The sequence below is a fragment of the Burkholderia sp. GW821-FHT14F03 genome (assembly GCF_058803765.1).
In genome coordinates, this window is record NZ_JBXAPG010000006.1 from 101,533 (window position 1) to 122,752 (window position 21,220).

Sequence of the window (21,220 nt, forward strand, 5' to 3'; positions counted from 1 at the left end):
CCCGGCAGCCATCCGAGGAAAGCACATGTCATCGTTCCATCCGTCATCCATCGCCGCGCGGATCGACCGCCTGCCGGCGACCGCCAGCATCTGGAAGCTCGTCCTGTTCCTGAGCGTCGGCGGCTTCTTCGAGGTCTACGACCTGTTCCAGATGACCTATCTGCCGCCCGGCCTGATCCGCGACGGCATCTTCCACGCGGGCGCGCACGGCGTGCTCGGCATGTCGGACCAGGGCGCGCTCGGCGCGGCCACCTTTGCCGGATTGTTCGTCGGCGAGATGTTCGTGTCCCGCCTCGCCGATCGCTTCGGGCGGCGCGCGCTGTTCACGGGCGCGCTGCTGCTGTACACGGCCGCGAGCCTCGCGATGTGCGTGCAGTCGAGCGCGCTCGGCATCCTGCTGTGCCGCTTCGTCGCCGGCTGCGGAATTGGCGCGGAACTGATCACGATCGGCGCGTTCCTGACCGAGCTGGTGCCGAAGGCCGTGCGCGGCCGCGCGTTCGCGCTGTGTTTCGCGATCGGCTATCTGGCGATGCCGGTGCTCGCGTTCGTGTCGTGGCTGTGGGTGCCGCGCGCGCCGCTCGGGGTGTCCGGCTGGCGCTGGGTCGTGCTGCTCGGCGGCAGCGGCGCGGTGGTGGTGTGGTGGCTGCAGTCGCGCCTGCCCGAATCGCCGCGCTGGCTCGCACGGGTCGGCCGCGGAGCCGAGGCCGAGGATGTGCTGGGCGCGCTCGAACGCGCGGTCGAGCGGGAAACCGGCCGGCCGCTGCCCGCGCCCGTCGCGATGGAATCGAGCGCGGCGGCGGGCGTGCGACGCGTGTCGATGTGGGATCGCCATCATCGCGGCCGCACACTGATGCTGATCGCGTTCAACGCGTTCCTCAGCATCGGCTTCTTCGGCTTCAGCCAGTGGCTGCCGACGCTGCTCGCCGCGCAGGGCGCGACGATCACGAAGAGCCTCTGGTATGCGTTCGTGATCGCGTTCGCGTATCCGGTGTCGCCGTTCATCGCGGGTCTGCTGGCCGACCGGATCGAGCGCAAGTGGCTGATCGTGGCGTCGGCGGCGGGCGTCGCGCTGTTCGGCACCGCGTTCGCGTTGTCCGCGCAGGCGGCCTTCGTGATCGCGTTCGGCGTGCTGGTCACGCTGTGCAATACCGTGCTCGCGAGCAACGGCACCGCGTATCAGGCCGAGGTGTTCCCGACCGAGATCCGCTCGCGCGCGCTCGGCTTCGTTCATTCGATCGGGCGGCTCACGGGCATCGCGAGCAGTTTCCTCGTCGCGCTCTTGCTGGAGCGCGCGGGCGTGCCGGCGGTGTTCGTGCTGATCGGCGGCAGCATGCTGGTCGTGGTGCTGTCGATCGGGGTGTTCGGCCCGCGCACCAATCATCGGGCGCTGGATGAACTGCCGGGGGAGGCGGGAGCCGATGCGATGCGCGATGCGCATGATGCGGTACGGGGCGCTCGCGTGAACGCGGGGCGTTCCTAGCCGGAGAAGGGAGCCCGGGATGCGCAAGGCCCGCCCCGGGCTTGCGCGTGACACGGGCTCGCTGATCGAGGTGAGGCGCGTCTGCATGTTGCGGACGCGCGATGGCCGTCTACGCTGCGCTCAGGCGCGCCGAGGTTCTGGCGAGAACGAAGGCGGCAGGCAATCAGCACATCTGAGGGCGCGAACGGGTGCATCGCGTCGCATCGAGTCGGGCACGCCATACCCGACACGTCACCCGCGACACCTGCCTGCATCGCTCCACCGTTCGACCGCTTGCCAGAAAAACGAACCCCCACGCTCTGGAAAACATGGGGTTCGTCAGTGGTCAGGCCCCGCAATACGGGGCCCGCGGCTCAGGCACGCGATTTCAGCACCTGCCTCAACGTTTCCACTTCCCATATCGTCATCGAAGCGTGCCAATCCGTCGTCCCTTCTATCCCGTCCGCCAGTTCCAGCACCGGTGGCGGAAATGAGAACGGGGCCGATCGGAACTGGATCGGACGAAATTCGAAATTGACGCCGGCCTGAGTGCGATCCAGATCGAAATTGGTCACATCGGGGTGAAATGTCGGCGATATCGAACTGACGCACATGTATTTGATGTCGCTCTTGGCGATGTTTTCCAATGACTGGAAAACAAGATCGTTCGAGAAATGGATGAAACAATCGCGGATGAAGATCAGGTCCGCCGCGGGCAGGGCGTCGCTCACGAGGTCCAGCGACATGAAGCGCCGCGAAGGCGATCCGTACGCAGCCGTATTGGATGCGACCAACGCGGGGACGATGTCGCCGCCGATGTAGTCGACGCCTGTCAGGTCGACCTCCTTCATCCAGTTGAAGTCGCCGCACGGCACGTCGAGCAGGCGCGACACGCCCAACTGGCGCAGGGCGGACGGCAGCGCTTCGATCAAGCGCTTCGTGTACCACAAGGCCGAGCCTTGACCGGAGCGGCTCTCGTCGCTTCCCCAGAGGTTGTTCCTATAGACTGATTCGAAGAATTCCTGACGATTGGTCATTGCTGTTCCCATGCTGAAAGGGCAATCCGTCGTGTGCGGCGAGTCTGGATGGTTCTGCGCGATTCAGCCATTCTTCGAGACCCCAATATGGCCTCGCGCGATGGCAGATGGGCGGCTGCCCGGGTCGCGTCCCGATGCATCGGGACGACCATTCGCCGAGACGCGGATCGACGCAGGGGACAATTCAGGTGCTCCGCCGCTCAACGGGTTGGACGCTCGTCCCACGTATCCGCGCACTGATAGTACATCCCCGAAGGGGGGGGACTTGTCAAAGAGTTTGAACTCATCGAGGAATTCCAGGGCGAGGCCGCGTGAGACGCGCTGCGCGGCCGCCCCCGTGGCGCGCTCAGTCCGCGACGGGCAGGGCGACGGGCGCGCGGCGCGCCTCGTCGTCGTGCGACGCGAGTTCCTCCAGCGCGAGCCCCCTGGTCTCGATGCCGAGCAGCCACACCGCGCCCGCCGCCGCCGCGAACGACAGCGCCCCGAGCGTGAACACGCCGCCCTGGCCGAACACCGGCAGCACGACCCCGACGACGGACGGCCCGATCAGCGACCCGACCCGGCCGATCGCCGACGCGAAGCCCGAGCCGGTGGCGCGCGCGCCGGTGCCGTAGAGCTCCGGCGTGTAGGTGTACAGCACCGCCCACATGCCGAACAGGAAGAACTGCATGGCGAGGCCGGTGCCGATCAGCAGCGCGACGCTCGCGCCATGCAGCGCGGTCTGGCCATAGGCGAAGGCCATCACCGCGCCGCCCGCGAGCGAGGCGATGCAGGTCGGCTTGCGCCCCCAGCGCTCGACGAGCCACGCCGCGCACAGAAAGCCCGGCACGCCGCCGAGCGAGATCAGCATCGTGTAGTACACCGATTGCGTGACCGCGAAGCCGGCCTGCTGGAGCAGCGCGCCGAGCCATGAAGTGAGACCGTAGAAGCCGAGCAGCGCGAAGAACCACAGCAGCCAGACCATCGTCGTGCGACGCCGGTAGCCGGCGCTCCAGATCTCGCGGAACGCGCCGCGCGCATGGGGCGCCGCCGGCGCGACGGCATGCCGTGCGGGTTCCGGCAACTGCGCGGCGCCGGTCGAGCGCATCACCTTCGCCTCGATCTGCGCGAGTACGCGCGCGGCGTCCGCGAGCCGGCCGCGGTGTTCGAGCCAGCGCGGCGACTCGGGTACGAGCCGGCGCACCACGAGCACGAACACGGCGGGCACCGCGAGCAGCGCGAACACGGTGCGCCAGCCGAAGCTCGGCAGCACGAAGTAGGCGATGAGGCCGGCCGTGATGAAACCGAGCGGCCAGAAGCCGTCCATCAGCGCGATCAGCCGGCCGCGCCGCGCGGCGGGCACGAACTCGGACAGCAGCGTCTGCGCGATCGGGAATTCCATGCCCATGCCGACGCCGAGCAGCACGCGATAGAGGATCAGCGCGTCGACGCTTTGCGCGGTCGAGCACAGCCAGGACGCGAGGCCCCACAGCACCATGCTCCACTGGAACACCGGGCGGCGGCCGAAGCGGTCGGCGAGCAGGCCGGCCACCGCCGCGCCGAGCACCATGCCGAAGAAGCTCGCACTCGCGACGAGGCCCGCCATCGCGGTCGACAGCCCGAATTCATGGCGGATCGAGCCGAGCAGGAAGGTCATCATGCCGAGATCGACCGAGTCGAAGAAGAACGCGACGGCGATGATGATGAAGATCAGCCGGTGATAGCCGGAGAACGGCAGGCGTTCGAGCCGGGCGGCGGCGCTGGCGGGGGCGGAAACGGGAGCGGCGGGCATGTCGACCTCTGGCGCGGAAGCGGCCCGGGCGGCGGGACGCCGCGGGGCCGGTCCGGTCAGTAGATGCGACCATTAATCGCCGCCATAGAAGGAAACCGGCGTCGGGGTGGAACGGGCGCGCCATCGGCGGCGGGCCTGCCCGGCGTCGGTGCTGGGGCGATCACTCGCAAGGCATTCATCTGAACGCCGGAGCGGGCGTGACGCGTTGCGCATGCTGTGCGCCCGGTTCGCGGCGGGCAGGGCAAGCGGTGCGGCGCGCCCGGGTGTTGCGACGTCCGCGCCTAGAACGCGAGCCCCTTGGTCTCGATGCCGAGCAGCCACACCGCGCCCGCCGCCACCGCGAACGACAGCGCCCCGAGCGTGAACACGCCGCCCTGGCCGAACACCGGCAGCACGATCCCGACGACGGCCGGCCCGATCAGCGACCCGATCCGGCCGACCGCCGACGCGAAGCCCGAGCCGGTGGCGCGCGCGCCGGTGCCGTACAGCTCCGGCGTGTAGGCGTACAACACCGCGCACATCCCGAACAGGAAGAATTGCATGGCGAGGCCGGTGCCGATCAGCAGCGCGACGCTTGCGCCATGCAGCGCGGTCTGGCCATAGGCGAAGGCCATCACCGCGCTGCCCGCGAGCGAGGCGATGCAGGTCGGCTTGCGCCCCCAGTGCTCGACGAGCCAGGCCGCGCACAGAAATCCCGGCACGCCGCCGAGCGAGATCAGCATCGTGTAGTACACCGATTGCGTGAGCGCGAAGCCCGCGTGCTGGAGCAGCGCGCCGAGCCATGAGGTGAGACCGTAGAAGCCGAGCAGCGAGAAGAACCACAGCAGCCAGACCATCGTCGTGTGACGCCGGTAGCCGCTGCTCCAGATCTCGCGGAACGCGCCGCGTGGATGCGGCGCGGCGGGTGCGCTGACGTACTGCGCCGGTTCCGGCAGATGGGTCGCGCCGGTCGAGCGCATCACCCTCGCCTCGATCTGCGCGAGCACGCGCGCGGCATCCGCGAGCCGGCCGTGGTGTTCGAGCCAGCGCGGCGACTCGGGCACGAGCCGGCGCACCACGAGCACGAACACGGCGGGCACCGCGAGCAGCGCGAACACGGCGCGCCAGCCGAAGCTCGGCAGCACGAAGTAGGCGATGAGGCCGGCCGTGATGAAGCCGAGCGGCCAGCAGCCGTTCAGCAGCGCGGTCGCCCGGCCGCGCCACGCGACGGACACGAACTCGGACAGCAGCGTCTGCGCGATCGGGAATTCCATGCCCATGCCGATGCCGAGCAGCACGCGGTAGACGAGGAGCGCATCGACGCTCTGCGCGGTCGAGCACAGCCAGGACGCGAGGCCCCACAGCACCATGCTCCACTGGAACACCGGACGGCGGCCGAAGCGGTCGGCGAGCAGGCCGGCCACCGCCGCGCCGAGCCCCATGCCGAAGAAGCTCGCGCTCGCGACGAGGCCCGCCATCGCGGTCGACAGTCCGAATTCATGGCGGATCGAGCCGAGCAGGAAGGTCATCATGCCGAGATCGACCGAATCGAAGAAGAACGCGACGGCGATGATGAAGAAAATCAGCCGGTGATAGCCGGAGAACGGCAGGCGTTCGAGCCGGGCGGCGGCGTTGGGGGGAGAAGCGGCGGTAGCGGTGGGCATGGCGACCTCTGGTGCGAGGGCGGCCTGGGGCGGTGTGATGCGGCTGGGCCGATCAAATCATGATACGCGGCAGACTGCGTGTGTCGATAGGGAGCGAACCCGATGTCGGGCTCGAACGGGCGCGCCGGCGGCGCGCCCGCCCGTCCGGCGTCAGTGCTTGAGGCGATACCCGGTGCGGAAGATCCACGCGGTCACCCCGAGCAGGATCGCGAGGAACAGCAGGGTCGCGGCGAGGCTCAGCCCGACATGCACGTCGGCGAGCCCGTAGAACGACCAGCGGAACCCGGAGATCAGATAGACGATCGGGTTGAACAGCGCGACCACGCGCCACGCGGGCGGCAGCATGTCGACCGAGTAGAAGCTGCCGCCGAGAAAGGTGAGCGGCGTGATGATCAGGAGCGGCACCACCTGGAGCTTCTCGAAGCTGTCGGCCCAGATCCCGATCACGAAGCCGAACAGGCTGAACGTGACCGAGGTGAGCACGAGGAACAGCACCATCCAGAACGGATGCAGGATCTGCAGCGGCACGAACAGCGTCGCGGTCGCGAGGATGATCAGGCCGAGCACGAGCGATTTGGTCGCGGACGCGCCGACATAGGCGATGACGATCTCCCAGTACGACACCGGCGCGGACAGCAGCTCGTAGATCGTGCCGATGAAGCGCGGGAAGTAGATCGCGAACGAGGCGTTCGCGATGCTCTGCGACAGCAGCGACAGCATGATCAGGCCGGGCACGATGAACGAGCCGTAGCCGATGCCGTTGACGTCGCTGATGCGCGAGCCGATCGCGGAGCCGAACACGACGAAGTACAGCGCCGTGGAGATCACGGGGGCGATCACGCTCTGCATCAGCGTGCGGCGGGTGCGGCCCATTTCGGCGCGATAGATCGCGCGGAGCGCATGGAAATTCATCGGGCTTGCTCCCCGGATGCGCGGTCGCGGCGCGCGCCGACCAGGTTGACGAAGATGTCCTCCAGCGAGCTCTGCGTGGTGCGCAGGTCGCGAAAGCCGATGCCGGCCGCGCCGAGCGCGTTCAGCAGCGCGACGATGCGGGTCGATTCCTGCTGCGTGTCGTAGGTGTACACCAGCTCCGCGCCGTCGTGCGTGAGTTCGAGGCGGTAGGCGTCGAGCGCGTCGGGCACGCGCGCGAGCGGCGCGTCGAGCTGCAGCGTCAGCTGCTTCTTGCCGAGCGTGCGCATCAGGTCGGCCTTTTCCTCGACCAGCATGATCTCGCCCGCGTTGATGATGCCGATCCGGTCGGCCATCTCCTCGGCTTCGTCGATGTAGTGCGTCGTCAGCACGATCGTCACGCCGCTCGCGCGCAGCTCGCTGACGAGCCGCCACATGTCGCGCCGCAGCTCGACGTCGACGCCGGCCGTCGGCTCGTCGAGGAACAGGATGCGCGGCTCGTGCGACAAGGCCTTGGCGATCATCACGCGGCGCTTCATGCCGCCCGACAGCGTGAGCATCTTCGCGTCGCGCTTGTCCCACAGCGACAGGTCCTTGAGGATCTTCTCGATGAGGGCGGGGTTGGCCGGCTTGCCGAACAGGCCGCGGCTGTAGCTGACGGTCGCGCGCACCGTCTCGAAGGTGTCGGTCGTGAGTTCCTGCGGCACGAGGCCGATCTGCGCGCGCGCCGCGCGGTAATTGTGCACGATGTCGTGGCCGGCGACCGTCACGCTGCCCTCGGTCGGCGTGACGATGCCACAGATCGCGCTGATCAGCGTGGTCTTGCCCGCGCCGTTCGGCCCGAGCAGCGCGAAGATCTCGCCCGCGCGGATCGCGAGGTTGACCTGGTTCAGCGAGCGCTGGCCGGTCGCGTAGGTCTTCGAGAGATTCGAAACGGAGAGGATCGTCTGCATGGACTTGGGCGTCGGCGACGGCGCGGTGGGGCTCGGGGCGTCCGCGCACGGACGGGCGTCTGCAACGTTAGGCGCAGCGGTCATAAGCTTTCCAGCGGGAGCGGGATCGCTATCTTAACAACGGGTTCGGGGATTTGCCGATCTGGTGAAAACACCGTCCGGTTGTTCGGGAAAGGCGAACGATGGAGGAGGTTGGGTGGGATTTGTTGAATGCCGGCGCGCAATGGCCGGCAAGGTGGGCGGGGGCGTCGTGCATCAGGCGACGTGCAGCAGGCGGTGTGCCACCCGCGCCGCGGCCGGCGCGCGGGCGCATGACGCGCCCGCGCGGGGTACCGGCTTACGCGGCCTGCGGCGCCCGCATGGGCGCCTTGCCGCGCGCGGGCGCGCCGTTCGCGACGTAGTAGGCCGCGTTCGAACGCGCGAGCGGGGCGCGCCCGCGGATCCGGTCGGCGATCTTCTCCGCGATCATGATGGTCGGCGCGTTCAGGTTGCCGGTCGTGATGATCGGCATGATCGACGCGTCGACGACGCGCAGCCCTTCGAGACCGTGCACGCGCCCTTCGTGATCGACGACTGAAAGGTCGTCGTAACCCATCTTGCACGAGCAGGACGGGTGGAACGCGGTCTCGGCGCGATCGCGCACGAACGCATCGAGTTCGGCGTCGCTCGTCAGCTGCGCGCCGGGATTTAGCTCCTCGCCGCGATAACGGTCGAGCGCGGGCTGGCGCATGATCTCGCGGGTCGCGCGGATCGCGTCGCGGAACTCGCGCCAGTCGAGCGGCTCGGCCATGTAGTTGAACAGGATGCTCGGGTGCGCGTGCGGATCGCGCGAGCGCAGCTTCACGCGGCCGCGGCTCGGCGAGCGCATCGAGCCGACGTGGGCCTGGAAGCCGTGCATGTCGATCGCGTTCGAGCCGTTGTAGTTGATCGCGACGGGAAGGAAGTGATACTGGATGTTCGGCCAGGGGTCGTCGTCGCGGGTGCGGATGAAGCCGCCCGCCTCGAAGTGGTTGCTCGCGCCGATGCCGGTGCCGTTGAGCATCCATTCGAGCCCGATCCGGGGCTGGTTGTGCAGCTTGAGCGCCGGGTACAGCGAGACCGGTTCCTTGCACGCGTACTGGATGTACATCTCCAGGTGGTCCTGCAGGTTCCGGCCGACGCCGGGCAGGTCGAGCACCACCGGGATGTCGAGTTCGGCGAGCCACGCGCCGGGGCCGACGCCCGAGCGTTGCAGCAACTGCGGCGAGGCGATCGCGCCGCTGCACACCAGCACTTCGCGGCGCGCGTGCGCGGTGAGGCGCGTGTCGCCGCGCAGGAATTCGACGCCCGTCGCGCGCTTGCCGGAGAACAGGATGCGATCGGCCAGCGCGTGCGTGACGATGCTCAGGTTCGGGCGCGGGCGCGCCTGGTCGAGGTAGCCGCGCGCGGTCGACGCGCGGCGGCCGCGCGGCGTGACGGTGCGGTCCATCGGGCCGAAGCCTTCCTGTCGGTAGCCGTTCAGGTCGTCGGTGCGCGGGTAGCCGGCCTGCACGCCGGCCTCGACCATCGCCTCGAACAGCGGATTGACGCCGGGCCGGCTCGTGGCGACCGAGACCGGGCCGTCGCCGCCGTGATAGTCGTTGGGGCCGGCGTCGCGGGTTTCCGCCTTGCGGAAGTAGGGCAGGCAGTCGAGGTAGGTCCAGTCCTCCAGGCCCTTGTGCTGCGCCCAGCCGTCGTAGTCGAGCGCGTTGCCGCGGATGTAGCACATGCCGTTGATCAGCGACGAGCCGCCGAGCCCCTTGCCGCGCCCGCACTCCATGCGGCGGTTGTTCATGTGCGGCTCGGGGTCGGTCTCGTAGGCCCAGTTGTAGCGGCGGCCCTGCAGCGGGAAGGCCAGCGCGGCCGGCATCTGGGTGCGGAAATCGAACCGGTGGTCGGGGCCGCCCGCCTCCAGCAGCAGCACCGTGACGTCCGGATCCTCGGTCAGGCGCGTGGCGAGCACATTGCCCGCCGAGCCCGCGCCGCAGATGATGTAGTCGTATTCGCGTATCGTCACGTCGCGCTCCTCCTCAGAATACCGGCTGGTAGCGGCCCAGCTCGACCTGCACCGACTTGATCCGGGTGTAGTGCTCGAGCGTCGTGATGCCGTTCTCGCGGCCGACGCCCGACTGCTTGTAGCCGCCGACCGGCATTTCCGCCGGCGATTCGCCCCAGGTGTTGATCCAGCAGATGCCCGCTTCGAGGCGATGGATCGCGCGGTGCGCGCGCGCGAGATTCTCGGTGACGACGCCCGCCGCGAGCCCGTACTCGGTGTCGTTCGCGCGCGCGATCGCCTCGTCCTCGGTCTCGAATTCGAGCACGCTCATCACCGGCCCGAAGATTTCCTCGCGGACGATCTTCATGTCGTCGCGGCAGTCGCCGAACACGGTCGGCGCGACGTACTGGCCCTGCGCGAAGTGGCCGTCGACGAGGCGTTCGCCGCCCGCGAGCAGCCTGGCGCCCTCGGTCTTGCCGCTCGCGATGTAGGCGAGCACCTTGTCGAGCTGCGCGGCGCTCGCGAGCGGGCCGAAGTTGGTGTCCGGATCGGACGGCCTGCCCACGCGGATGCGCTCGACCCGTTCGAGCACGCGCGCGACGAAGGCATCCTTCACCGCGCGCTGCACGAACACGCGCGTGCCGTTCGTGCACACCTGGCCCGCGCTGAAGAAGTTCGCGGTGACCGCGATGTCGGCCGCGCGATCGAGGTCGGCGTCGTCGAACACGATGAGCGGCGACTTGCCGCCGAGCTCCATCGTCACTTCCTTCAGCGAGGACGCGCCCGCGAGCGACATCACCTTCTTGCCGGTCTCGACGCCGCCCGTGAACGACACCTTGGCGATGCCCGGATGCGCGGTCAACAGCGCGCCGGCCGAGCCGTCGCCCTGCACGACGTTGAACACGCCGGGCGGCACGCCGGCCTCGGTGTAGATCTCCGCGAGCTTGAGCGCCGACAGCGGCGTGACCTCGCTCGGCTTGAAGATCATCGCGTTGCCGGCCGCGAGCGCGGGCGCGCTTTTCCAGCATGCGATCTGGATCGGGTAGTTCCATGCGCCGATGCCCGCGCACACGCCGAGCGGCTCGCGCCGCGTGTAGACGAACGATTCGGGGCGCAGCGGCACCTGCAGGCCTTCGAGCGCGGTCGCGAGGCCCGCGTAGTACTCGATCACGTCGGCGCCGGTGACGATGTCGACCGCGCGTGTCTCGGCGAGCGGCTTGCCGGTGTCGCGCATTTCAAGCTCGGCGAGCGCGTCGTTGTGCGCGCGCAGCAGCTCGACCGCGCGGCGCAGGATGCGCGAGCGCTGCATCGCGGTCAGCGCGGCCCAGGCGCGCTGGCCTTCCCGCGCGGACGCGACGGCGCGGTCGACGTCGGCGGCGCTCGCCTGCTGGACCGTGGCGAGCCGCTCGCCGGTGGCGGGGTCGAACGTGTCGAAGGTGGCGCCACCCGTGGCGTCGACGTATTCGCCGCCGATGTAGAGACGTTGCAGACCGTAGACAGACATGGAGAGCTCCTTCTTGAGTGGCGAGCTGAGCGTCACGCGTGCGGCGCGAGCAGCAGGTCGATGTAGTCGTTGGCGAGCCGCAGCGCGGCCCGGGTGTCGATCGGTTCGCCGGCGAGCGCGCCGCGCAGCCACAGCCCGTCGATCAGCGCGGCGAGCCCGCTCGCGGCCTGGCGCGCCCGGGGGCGCGACAGCGCGCGGCCGAACTCGGCGCTCAGGTTCGAATGGAGCCGCCGCGTGTTGACGCGCTGCAGCCGCTTGAGCGCCGGCTCGTGCATGCTCTGCGACCAGAACGCGAGCCAGGTTTTCATCACGGGCGCGCTGACCTGGGTCGCATCGAAATTCGCGGCGACGATCGCGCGCAGCCGGGCGCGCGGGTCGTTGCGCGCGGCGCGGCGGCGGCGCGCCGTGGCGGTCGACAGATCGCGCAGCACGTGCCGCATGGTGGCTTCGAGCAGGCCGTCCTTGTCGCCGAAGTAGTGGCTGACGATGCCGGTCGAGATGTTCGCGCGCTGCGCGACGGAGGCGAGCGTGGTGCCGGGCAGGCCGGCTTCGTCGATCGTGCGCAGGGTGGCTTCGATCAGCTGCGCGCGGCGCACTTCGCGCATTCCGAGTTTCGGCATGGCGAGCTCCTTTGCGCGGGGCAGGTTGACGAGAACCGGCAGGATAGCGGTTTTTTATTGATCGTTCAATCAATAAAAAACGAACGGGACCCCGGCCCGGCGGGCGCGGATGTCGGCGCCGGCCAAGCGCGCGTCGGTTTTTGCACGGTGGCGGAGCGGGGCGCGGACTACCCTCAGTGGGCGAGCCGCGGCGCGCCGCGGCGGGATGCGAAGCCAACGAGACATGGAGACAATGCGATGAGCAGCAACCGAGGTGTCGTGTATCAGGGGCCGGGCAAGGTCGAGGTGCAGGCGATCGACTATCCGAGGATGGTCGATCCGAGCGGCCGGGCGATCGGCCACGGCGTGGTCCTGAAGGTCGTCAGCACCAACATCTGCGGTTCGGACCAGCACATGGTGCGCGGCCGCACGACCGCGCCCGTCGGCCTCGTGCTCGGGCACGAGATCACCGGCGAGGTGATCGAGGTCGGCCGCGACGTCGAGACGCTGAAGATCGGCGACATCGTGTCGGTGCCGTTCAACGTCGCGTGCGGACGCTGCGCGATGTGCCGCGAGCAGCATACCGGGGTGTGCCTGAACGTGAATCCGGCGCGCGCGGGCGGCGCGTACGGCTACGTCGACATGGGCGGCTGGATCGGCGGGCAGGCGGAATACGTGCTCGTGCCCTACGCGGACTTCAACCTGCTGAAATTCCCGGACCGCGATCGCGCGCTGGAAAAGATCCGCGACCTCACCTGCCTGTCCGACATCCTGCCCACCGGCTATCACGGCGCGGTGTCGGCCGGCGTGAAGCCCGGGTCGACCGTGTACATCGCGGGCGCGGGCCCGGTCGGGATGGCGGCGGCCGCGTCGGCGCGCCTGCTCGGCGCGGCCGTGACGATCGTCGGCGACATGAACGCGGAGCGGCTCGCGCATGCGAAGGCGATGGGCTTCGAGGTGGTCGACCTGTCGAAGGATGCGACGCTCGGCGAGCAGATCGCGCAGATCCTCGGCACGCCCGAGATCGACTGCGCGGTCGACTGCGTCGGCTTCGAGGCGCACGGCCACGGCTCGGCTGGGCATGCGGAGGAAGCGCCGGCCACGGTGCTGAATTCGCTGATGGAGATCACCCGGCCCGCCGGCGCGATCGGCATTCCGGGCCTCTACGTGACGGACGATCCGGGCGCGAAGGACAAGGCCGCGCAGTACGGCAGCCTGAGCATCCGCCTGGGCCTCGGCTGGGCGAAGTCGCATTCGTTCTTCACGGGCCAGACACCGGTGCTCAAGTACAACCGCAACCTGATGCAGGCGATCCTGTACGACCGGCTGCCGATCGCGGAGATCGTCAACGTGACGGTGATCTCGCTCGATCAGGCGCCGGACGGCTACCGGAAGTTCGACGGCGGCGCGCCGCGCAAGTTCGTGATCGATCCGCACGGGATGCTGAACGCCGCGTGACGCGGCGGCCGCCGTCCGCGCCTGCGCGCGGCGGCCTTCAGCCGCGCAGCCGCAGGCCCGGCTCGCCGCCCGCGGCCAGCGCGGCCGCCATCGCGTCGAGCGGGCCCTGCCAGTCGCCGAGGGTGGTCTGCCGGAACAGCCGCATCGTCGGATACCACGGCGTATGGCGCTGGCAGTCGAGCCAGCGGCTGTCGCCCGCCTGCGACAGCATCAGCCACACGGGCCGGCCCATCGCGCCAGCGAGGTGGGCGGTGCCGGTGTCGATCGACACCAGCAGGTCGAGCGCGCCGAGCGCGGCGGCCGTCTCCGCGAACGAGCGCAGCGACGGCGCGAGATCGACGATGCCGTATTGCGCGTAGAGCGCGCGTTCGTCGTCGTCGAGCGCGCCGACCTGCAAGGCATGGAAGCGATAGCCGGGCGTGCGCAGCAGCGGCTCCAGCGCGCGCAGCGGCAGCGAGCGGAACGGCTCGTGGCGCACGCCGGTGCCGCTGCGCCACACGAGCCCGACGTTCACCACACCCGGAACCGGCGCGAGCGCCGCGCGCAGCGGCTCGGGCAGCGCCTCGGCGGGCGGCGTCGGGATATACGGCGCGGCCTGCGCGGGAAAGTAGGGGTTCGACTGGTAGCGCGCGAACAGGTTGAACACCCAGGTCACGCAGTCGCATTCGTCGGGCAGCGTGCCGAGGTCGCTCGCCATGCGGATGCAGTCGTCCTCCGGCAGCACGCCGCGCACCGCGTCGACGATCTGCACGTGCACCGCGCGCGCGCCTTCCGCCTTCAGCTGCTGGAAGTAGCGCGCGTACATGAACAGGTCGCCGACCCCGCCCTCCATCAGCACCAGCACGCGCTTGCCCACGACCGGCTCGTCGTGGCCGAGGAACTTGGCCTTCGCCCACGCGTATTCGCCGGGGTCGCGCACCGGGTAGAGCGTATCGACGATCTGGTCGCGCCACGCGAGGTCGCGGATCTCGCGGTACAACGTGTGCGCCTCGTGGTACTTGCCCTGCCCGTACCGCGCGATCGTCAGCTCGAACTTGACGACATACAGGTTCGGGTCGTGCGCGAGCCCGGGCAGCGCGCGGGACAGCAGCTGCTCCGCCTGCGCGAACTGGCCGAGGAAGTTCATCTCGACGCCCAACTGCGCGAGACTCAGCGGCGCGTCGTCCGCGTCGGCCCAGTGCAGCACGACGCGGATCGCCTCCTGCGCATGGCCGCGCGTGCGCAGCTCGCGCGCGAGCCCCACGGCGCTCAGGCAGCCGGGATGCTTAAGGTAGGCGGTGTAGGCGCGGCTGAGCGGGTCGGACGAAGTAGACACGGATATGGACTCGGTTGCGGGCTGCCGCCCGCGCGAGGCCGAGCCTCGGTGGGTCAGGCGTGCAGCGCCAGGGCTGTCAGGGGCGCGCCGAGCGGCGGCAGCGCCGGTTGCGCAAGCGGGGCGACCTGCTTGCGGCGTTCACGCGTCGGCGCCGTGCCGAACGCGTCGCGGTAGCTCTTGCTGAAATGGCAGGCCGACTGGAAACCGCACGCCATTGTAATGTGCATGATCGACATGTCGGTCTGCAACAGCAGCTCGCGCGCGCGGCGCAGCCGCAGCGTCAGGTAGTAGTGGGTCGGCGTCATGCCGAGATGTTCGCGGAACAGGCGCTGCAACTGCCGCTGCGACATGTCCGCGAGCCGCGCCAGTTCCTCGCGCGACAACGGCTCCTCGATGTTGTTCTCCATCAGCGAGATCACCTCGAACAGCGACTTGTTCGCGGAGCCGAGCCGCGCGACGAGCGGCATGCGCTGTTGCGCGCTCATGTCGCGCACGTGCTCGACGATGAACTGCTCGGCGATCTGCGTGACGCGCGCGGCGCCGATGCGCGCGGCGATCAGGTTCAGCATCATGTCGAGCGGGGCGACGCCGCCCGTGCAGGTGATGCGGTCGCGGTCGATGACGAACAGTTCCTTCAGGAAGCGCGTATCGGGAAACTCCTCCTTCAGCGCCGACATGTTTTCCCAATGGATCGCGCAGGCATAGCCGGACAGCAGGCCCGACTTCGCGAGCGCATAGGTGCCGGTGCACAGGCTGCCGAGCGCGACGCCGGCCCGGGCGAAGCGGCGCAGGGTGGACAGGTGGGCGGCGTCCGTCGCGCGCTGCACGTCGACGCCGCCGCACACGAACACGATGTCGGGCTGGCCCGCGCATTCGGACGGGCCGGTGTCGACGGTGAGGCCGTTGCTCGCCGCGACCGGGCCGCCCTGCGGGCTGATGATCGACCAGCGGTACAGCGGCTGCCCGCTCAGGTAGTTGGCCATCCTGAGCACCTCGATCGCATTCGTGAACGCGATCATCGTGAAGTTCGGCAGCGGCATGAACGCGAAGTGGGACAACGACGCGGTGCGGTCGGGCGACATGGGGGGGTGTTCCTTGAGTCTGTTCGGATGCGGCCTGGGAACTGGGCTCGGCTATTGTCGGAGCGAGCGCAACAAGCGTGCCATACGGCTAAACCCTAGATCCGGCGGGGGCCGGCGCGCGGCGCGCGATGCTGCGCCGCACCGTATACGGGAGCGGCTGCACCGGTCGCGGGCGGCCCCGGCACCGCCGCTGTGCCGGGCGCGGGAAAGCGCACGACCGGTCACTTGTTCAAAACGGACGCGAATGTCGTAAAAGGAAAAGAAAGCGTCTGAATTCATCAATCGACGAAAAATCCGAACGACAAGAATAGAGCCGTCGGAAGCGCTGGCGGATCACGCGGGAACCCCCGCCGCGACAGCCTTCCAGGCACGTGCAGGATTCATTCCATTCCGTGACGGATACCCCATGTCGAACGTCCATTCCTTCTTTTCGCAAACGCTCGCCGAGCGCGATGCGCCGGTGCGCGGCGCGCTGCTCAAGGAGCTGGAACGCCAGCAGTCGCAGGTCGAGCTGATCGCGTCGGAGAACATCGTGTCGCGCGCGGTGCTCGAGGCGCAGGGTTCGGTGCTGACCAACAAGTATGCGGAAGGGTATCCGGGCAAGCGCTACTACGGCGGCTGCGCGTTCGCCGACGAGATCGAGACGCTCGCGATCGAGCGCGTGAAGCAGATCTTCAACGCCGGCTACGCGAACGTGCAGCCGCACTCCGGCGCGCAGGCGAACGGCGCGGTGATGCTCGCGCTCGCGAAGCCGGGCGACACGGTGCTCGGCATGTCGCTCGACGCGGGCGGCCACCTGACGCACGGCGCGAAGCCGGCGCTGTCGGGCAAGTGGTTCAACGCGGTGCAGTACGGCGTGAACCGCGACACGCTGCGGATCGACTACGACCAGGTCGAGGCGCTCGCGCAGGAGCACCAGCCGAACCTGATCATCGCCGGCTTCTCGGCCTACCCGCGCGAGCTCGACTTCGCGCGCTTCCGCGCGATCGCCGACGGCGTCGGCGCGAAGCTGATGGTCGACATGGCGCACATCGCGGGCGTGATCGCCGCGGGCCGCCACGCGAACCCGGTCGAGCACGCGCACGTCGTCACCTCGACCACGCACAAGACGCTGCGCGGCCCGCGCGGCGGCTTCGTGCTGACCAACGACGAGGAGATCGCGAAGAAGATCAACTCGGCCGTGTTCCCGGGCCTGCAGGGCGGCCCGCTGATGCACGTGATCGCCGGCAAGGCGGTTGCGTTCGGTGAAGTGCTGAACGCGGACTTCAAGACCTACATCGACCAGGTGCTCGCGAACGCGCAGGCGCTCGGCGAGGTGCTGAAGGCGGGCGGCGTCGATCTCGTCACGGGCGGCACCGACAACCACCTGCTGCTGGTCGATCTGCGCCCGAAGGGCCTGAAGGGCGCGCCGGTCGAACAGGCGCTCGAACGCGCGGGCATCACCTGCAACAAGAACGGCATCCCGTTCGACACCGAGAAGCCCACGGTGACGTCGGGCATCCGGCTCGGCACGCCGGCGGGCACGACGCGCGGCTTCGGCGCGGCCGAGTTCCGCGAGGTCGGCCGCCTGATCCTCGAGGTGTTCGACGCGCTGCGCGCGAACCCGGAGGGCGACCGCGCCACCGAACAGCGCGTGCGCCGCGAGATCTTCGCGTTGTGCGAACGCTTCCCGATCTATTGAACCGACGGCCCCGACAGGACTGGAGCAACCATGAGCACGCTGCATCAGGACAGCATCATCATCGACGGGCTGAACATCTCGAAGTTCGAGAGGCCGGTGTTCGAGGACATGCGCCGTGGCGGCATCACCGCCGCGAACTGCACGGTGTCGGTCTGGGAGAACTTCACGAAGACCGTCGACAACATCGGCGTGATGAAGAAGAAGATCCGCGACAACGGCGAGCTGCTGACGCTGGTGCGCACGACGGAAGACATCTTCCGCGCGAAGCGGGAGAACAAGACCGGCGTGATCCTCGGGTTCCAGAACGCGCATGCGTTCGAGGACAACCTCGGCTATATCGAGGCGTTCGCCGACATGGGCGTGCGCGTCGTGCAGCTTTGCTACAACACGCAGAATCTCGTCGGCACGGGCTGCTACGAACGCGACGGCGGGCTGTCGGATTTCGGCCGGGAAGTGATCACCGAGATGAACCGCGTCGGGATCATGGTCGACCTGTCGCACGTCGGCGGCCATACTTCGTCGGAAGCGATCGCGTTCTCGAAGAAGCCGGTGTGCTATTCGCACTGCCTGCCGTCGGGCCTGAAGGAACACCCGCGCAACAAGAGCGACGCGCAGCTGAAGGAGATCGCCGACGCGGGCGGCTTTGTCGGCGTGACGATGTTCGCGCCGTTCCTCAAGCGCGGGATCGAGGCGACGATCGACGACTACATCGAGGCGATCGACTACGTCGTGAACCTGATCGGCGAGGATGCGGTCGGCATCGGCACGGATTTCACGCAGGATTTCGCGAAGGAATTCTTCGACATGCTGACGCACGACAAGGGCCGCTACCGCCAGCTGACGAACTTCGGCAAGGTGATCAACCCGGACGGCATCCGCACGATCGGCGAATTCCCGAACCTGACCGCGGCGATGGAACGCCACGGCTGGCAGGCGTCGCGCATCCGCAAGATCATGGGCGAGAACTGGGTGCGCGTGTTCAAGGACGTGTGGGGCGCGTAAGCGCCGCGCCGGACCGCCCGCCCGTCGATTCGACACAACACAATCGGAACGCGCCCGCGCCGGCCGCGCAGGCGCGCGAACGATGACGCGCCTGCGCCCGAGCCGCGCGGCCAACCTTCCTCACGGAGTCACACGATGCAACCGCAACTGCCGATCAACGTCGATCCCGATACCGGCGTCTGGACCACCGACGCGCTGCCGATGCTGTACGTGCCGCGCCACTTCTTCACGAACAACCACGTCGCCGTCGAGGAAGCGCTTGGCGTCGAGGCGTATGCGGACATTCTCTACCAGGCCGGCTACAAGTCCGCCCACCACTGGTGCGACAAGGAAGCAAAGCTGCACGGCCTGGCCGGCATGGCCGTGTTCGAGCACTACCTGAAGCGCCTGTCGCAGCGCGGCTGGGGCCTGTTCTCGATCATCGAGGCCGATCCGGCGCGCGCGCGCGCGAAGATCGAACTGCGCCATTCGTCGTTCGTGCTCCAGCAGCCGGGCAAGGAAGGCAAGCTCTGCTACATGTTCGCGGGCTGGTTCGCGGGCGCGATGGACTGGGTCAACGACACCGCGCCGGACGGGCGCGGCGCGCCCCGCGCACGCTCGGCGGAAACGCAGTGCGCGGCGGAAGGGCACGCGCACTGCGTGTTCGAGGTGTCGCCGCTCGCGCACTGAGGCCCGCTCCACCGCCACGAATCCGCCACGAGAACCCGAGAACGCCAGAGGTCGCCCGCGATGCGCTATCCCCACCTGTTCAAACCCTTGACGCTCAACCAGCTGACGCTGCGCAACCGGATCGTCAGCACCGCGCACGCGGAGGTCTACGCGGAGCCGGGCGGCCTGCCGGGCGACCGCTACATCCGCTATTACGAGGAGAAGGCCAAGGGCGGCGTCGGCCTCGCCGTGTGCGGCGGATCGAGCCCGGTGTCTGTCGACAGCCCGCAGGGCTGGTGGAAGTCGGTGAACCTGTCGACCGACCGGGTCGTCGAGCCGCTCGCGCGGCTGGCCGAGGCGATGCATCGGCACGGCGCGAAGATCATGATCCAGGCGACCCACATGGGGCGGCGCTCGGCGTTCCACGGCGAGCACTGGCCGCACCTGATGACGCCCTCGGGCGTGCGCGAGCCCGTGCATCGCGGCAACGCGAAGATCATCGAGCCGGAGGAGATCCGCCGCATCATCGGCGATTTCGCGGCGGCCGCGAAGCGGGTGCGCGACGCGGGCATGGACGGCATCGAGATCTCGGCCGCGCACCAGCACCTGATCGACCAGTTCTGGAGCCCGCGCACCAACTTCCGCACCGACGAATGGGGCGGCAGCCTGGAAAACCGCCTGCGCTTCGGCGTCGAGGTGCTGCGCGCGGTGCGCGAGGCGGTCGGCCGCGACTTCTGCGTCGGGCTGCGCATGTGCGGCGACGAATTCCACGAGGACGGCCTCGACCACGAGCAACTCAAGGAAATCGCGCAGGCGATGGCGGAAACCGGGCTGATCGATTATCTCGGCGTGATCGGCTCGGGCGCGGACACCCACAACACGCTCGCGAACTGCATGCCGCCGATGGCGCTGCCGCCCGAGCCGTTCGTGCATCTCGCGGCCGGCATCAAGTCGGTCGTCAAGCTGCCGGTGATGCACGCGCAGAGCATCCGCGACGCGGGTCAGGCCGAACGCCTGCTCGCGAACGGCATGGTCGACCTGGTCGGGATGACGCGCGCGCAGATCGCCGATCCGCACATGGTGATCAAGATCCGCGACGGCCGCGAGGACGAGATCAAGCAGTGCGTCGGCGCGAACTACTGCATCGACCGCCAGTACAACGGCCTCGACGTGCTGTGCGTGCAGAACGCGGCGACCTCGCGCGAGGCCACCATGCCGCACGTGATCGAGAAATCGCGCGGGCCGCGCCGCAAGGTGGTGGTGGTCGGCGCGGGACCGGCCGGGCTGGAGGCCGCGCGCGTCGCGCGGCTGCGCGGCCACGAGGTCGTGCTGTTCGAGAAGCAGCAGGAGGTGGGCGGCCAGATCCTGCTCGCCGCGAAGGCGCCGCAGCGCGAGCAGATGGCCGGCATCGTGCGCTGGTTCGACATGGAGACGAAGCGGCTCGGCGTCGATCGCCGGCTCGGCGTCGCGGCCGACGACCGCATGATCCTCGCCGAGAAGCCCGACATCATCGTGCTGGCCACCGGCGGCGCGAGCTTCACCGGGCAGGTGCCGGACTGGGGCGTGGCCGAGGGGCGCGCGGTCAGTTCGTGGGACATCCTGTCCGGCCGCGTCGAGCCGAAGCAGAACGTGCTCGTGTACGACGGCGTCAGCACGCAGGCGGGCGCGGGCGTCGCGGATTTCATCGCGAGCCGCGGCGCGCGCGTCGAAATCGTCACGCCCGACGTCAAGGTCGCCGACGATTGCGGCGGCACCACCTTCCCGATCTTCTATCGCCGCCTGTACGCGCAGGGCGTGATCCACACGCCGAACTACTGGCTCGATCGCGTCTACGAGGAGGACGGCAAGACGATCGCGGTGCTGCGCAACGAATACACCGAGGAGCAGGAGGAGCGCGCGGTCGACCAGGTCGTGATCGAGAACGGCGTGACGCCGAACGACGCGCTGTACTGGAAGCTGAAGCCGGAATCGGTGAATCGCGGCCAGGTGGACGTGCACAAGCTGTTCGCGGCGGAACCGCAGCCCTGCCTGGCCGAGACGCTCGGCGACGGCCGCTTCCTGCTGTTCCGCGTCGGCGACTGCATCTCCATGCACAACATCCACGGCGCGATCTACGACGCGCTGCGGCTCACCAAGGATTTCTGA

Annotated in this window: 15 protein-coding genes and 1 pseudogene; 6 read left to right on the forward strand and 10 right to left on the reverse strand. The window is 68.9% G+C overall.

Annotated features, from left to right (window positions below):
* The first annotated feature begins 25 nt into the window (after window positions 1–25).
* Window positions 26–1,480, forward strand: coding sequence for an MFS transporter (locus tag AC1RQF_RS06470; protein WP_492871572.1), 1,455 nt, complete (start codon window positions 26–28; stop codon window positions 1,478–1,480).
* Between the two features lie 353 nt (window positions 1,481–1,833).
* On the opposite strand, the gene AC1RQF_RS06475 is transcribed toward AC1RQF_RS06470, so the two are convergent.
* The 8 genes and pseudogenes from AC1RQF_RS06475 to betI form a co-directional block, all read right to left on the reverse strand.
* The gene (locus tag AC1RQF_RS06475; protein ID WP_273997721.1) at window positions 1,834–2,496 is read right to left on the reverse strand and encodes a class I SAM-dependent methyltransferase; all 663 of its coding nucleotides are present in this window, start codon (window positions 2,494–2,496) and stop codon (window positions 1,834–1,836) included.
* Window positions 2,497–2,842: 346 nt separating this feature from the next.
* On the reverse strand, window positions 2,843–4,267 hold the full coding sequence (locus AC1RQF_RS06480; RefSeq protein WP_492871573.1) for an MFS transporter: 1,425 nt from the start codon (window positions 4,265–4,267) through the stop codon (window positions 2,843–2,845).
* Between the two features lie 287 nt (window positions 4,268–4,554).
* Window positions 4,555–5,910 (reverse strand): annotated as a pseudogene (locus AC1RQF_RS06485) (MFS transporter); the annotation flags it as partial.
* Window positions 5,911–6,060: 150 nt separating this feature from the next.
* A complete protein-coding gene (locus AC1RQF_RS06490; protein ID WP_492871574.1) occupies window positions 6,061–6,822 on the reverse strand; it encodes an ABC transporter permease in 762 nt (253 codons plus the stop codon).
* A complete protein-coding gene (locus AC1RQF_RS06495) occupies window positions 6,819–7,772 on the reverse strand; it encodes an ABC transporter ATP-binding protein (protein ID WP_273997726.1) in 954 nt (317 codons plus the stop codon). The genes AC1RQF_RS06490 and AC1RQF_RS06495 overlap by 4 nt, the downstream gene beginning before the upstream one ends.
* A gap of 337 nt (window positions 7,773–8,109) precedes the next feature.
* Complete coding sequence (gene betA / locus AC1RQF_RS06500) at window positions 8,110–9,807, reverse strand: choline dehydrogenase (protein ID WP_492871575.1); 1,698 nt, start codon at window positions 9,805–9,807, stop codon at window positions 8,110–8,112.
* A 13-nt stretch (window positions 9,808–9,820) separates the two neighbouring features.
* The gene (betB, locus tag AC1RQF_RS06505) at window positions 9,821–11,290 is read right to left on the reverse strand and encodes a betaine-aldehyde dehydrogenase (protein WP_273997728.1); all 1,470 of its coding nucleotides are present in this window, start codon (window positions 11,288–11,290) and stop codon (window positions 9,821–9,823) included.
* A gap of 32 nt (window positions 11,291–11,322) precedes the next feature.
* Window positions 11,323–11,910, reverse strand: a complete 588-nt coding sequence (betI, locus tag AC1RQF_RS06510) for a transcriptional regulator BetI (RefSeq protein WP_273997730.1) — start codon at window positions 11,908–11,910, stop codon at window positions 11,323–11,325.
* Window positions 11,911–12,147: 237 nt separating this feature from the next.
* Here betI and fdhA point away from each other — a divergent pair, with 237 nt between their 5' ends.
* Window positions 12,148–13,347 carry a formaldehyde dehydrogenase, glutathione-independent gene (gene fdhA / locus AC1RQF_RS06515; RefSeq protein WP_492871576.1) on the forward strand — a complete coding sequence of 400 codons (1,200 nt, stop codon included), beginning with the start codon at window positions 12,148–12,150 and terminating at the stop codon, window positions 13,345–13,347.
* Window positions 13,348–13,384: 37 nt separating this feature from the next.
* On the opposite strand, the gene AC1RQF_RS06520 is transcribed toward fdhA, so the two are convergent.
* Window positions 13,385–14,662: a glycosyltransferase family 9 protein gene (locus AC1RQF_RS06520; protein ID WP_273997733.1), complete on the reverse strand. Its 1,278-nt coding sequence runs from the start codon at window positions 14,660–14,662 to the stop codon at window positions 13,385–13,387.
* A gap of 53 nt (window positions 14,663–14,715) precedes the next feature.
* A complete protein-coding gene (locus tag AC1RQF_RS06525; protein ID WP_492871577.1) occupies window positions 14,716–15,744 on the reverse strand; it encodes a GlxA family transcriptional regulator in 1,029 nt (342 codons plus the stop codon).
* A 406-nt stretch (window positions 15,745–16,150) separates the two neighbouring features.
* On the opposite strand from AC1RQF_RS06525, the gene AC1RQF_RS06530 reads away from it, so the two are divergent.
* The 4 genes from AC1RQF_RS06530 to AC1RQF_RS06545 all read left to right on the forward strand — a co-directional run bounded on the left by AC1RQF_RS06530 (window position 16,151) and on the right by AC1RQF_RS06545 (window position 21,220).
* On the forward strand, window positions 16,151–17,425 hold the full coding sequence (locus AC1RQF_RS06530) for a serine hydroxymethyltransferase (protein ID WP_492871578.1): 1,275 nt from the start codon (window positions 16,151–16,153) through the stop codon (window positions 17,423–17,425).
* Between the two features lie 30 nt (window positions 17,426–17,455).
* Window positions 17,456–18,427, forward strand: coding sequence for a dipeptidase (locus AC1RQF_RS06535; RefSeq protein ID WP_273997737.1), 972 nt, complete (start codon window positions 17,456–17,458; stop codon window positions 18,425–18,427).
* Window positions 18,428–18,562: 135 nt separating this feature from the next.
* Window positions 18,563–19,096 carry a DUF5943 domain-containing protein gene (locus tag AC1RQF_RS06540; RefSeq protein WP_273997739.1) on the forward strand — a complete coding sequence of 178 codons (534 nt, stop codon included), beginning with the start codon at window positions 18,563–18,565 and terminating at the stop codon, window positions 19,094–19,096.
* Between the two features lie 60 nt (window positions 19,097–19,156).
* Complete coding sequence (locus tag AC1RQF_RS06545; protein ID WP_492871579.1) at window positions 19,157–21,220, forward strand: oxidoreductase; 2,064 nt, start codon at window positions 19,157–19,159, stop codon at window positions 21,218–21,220.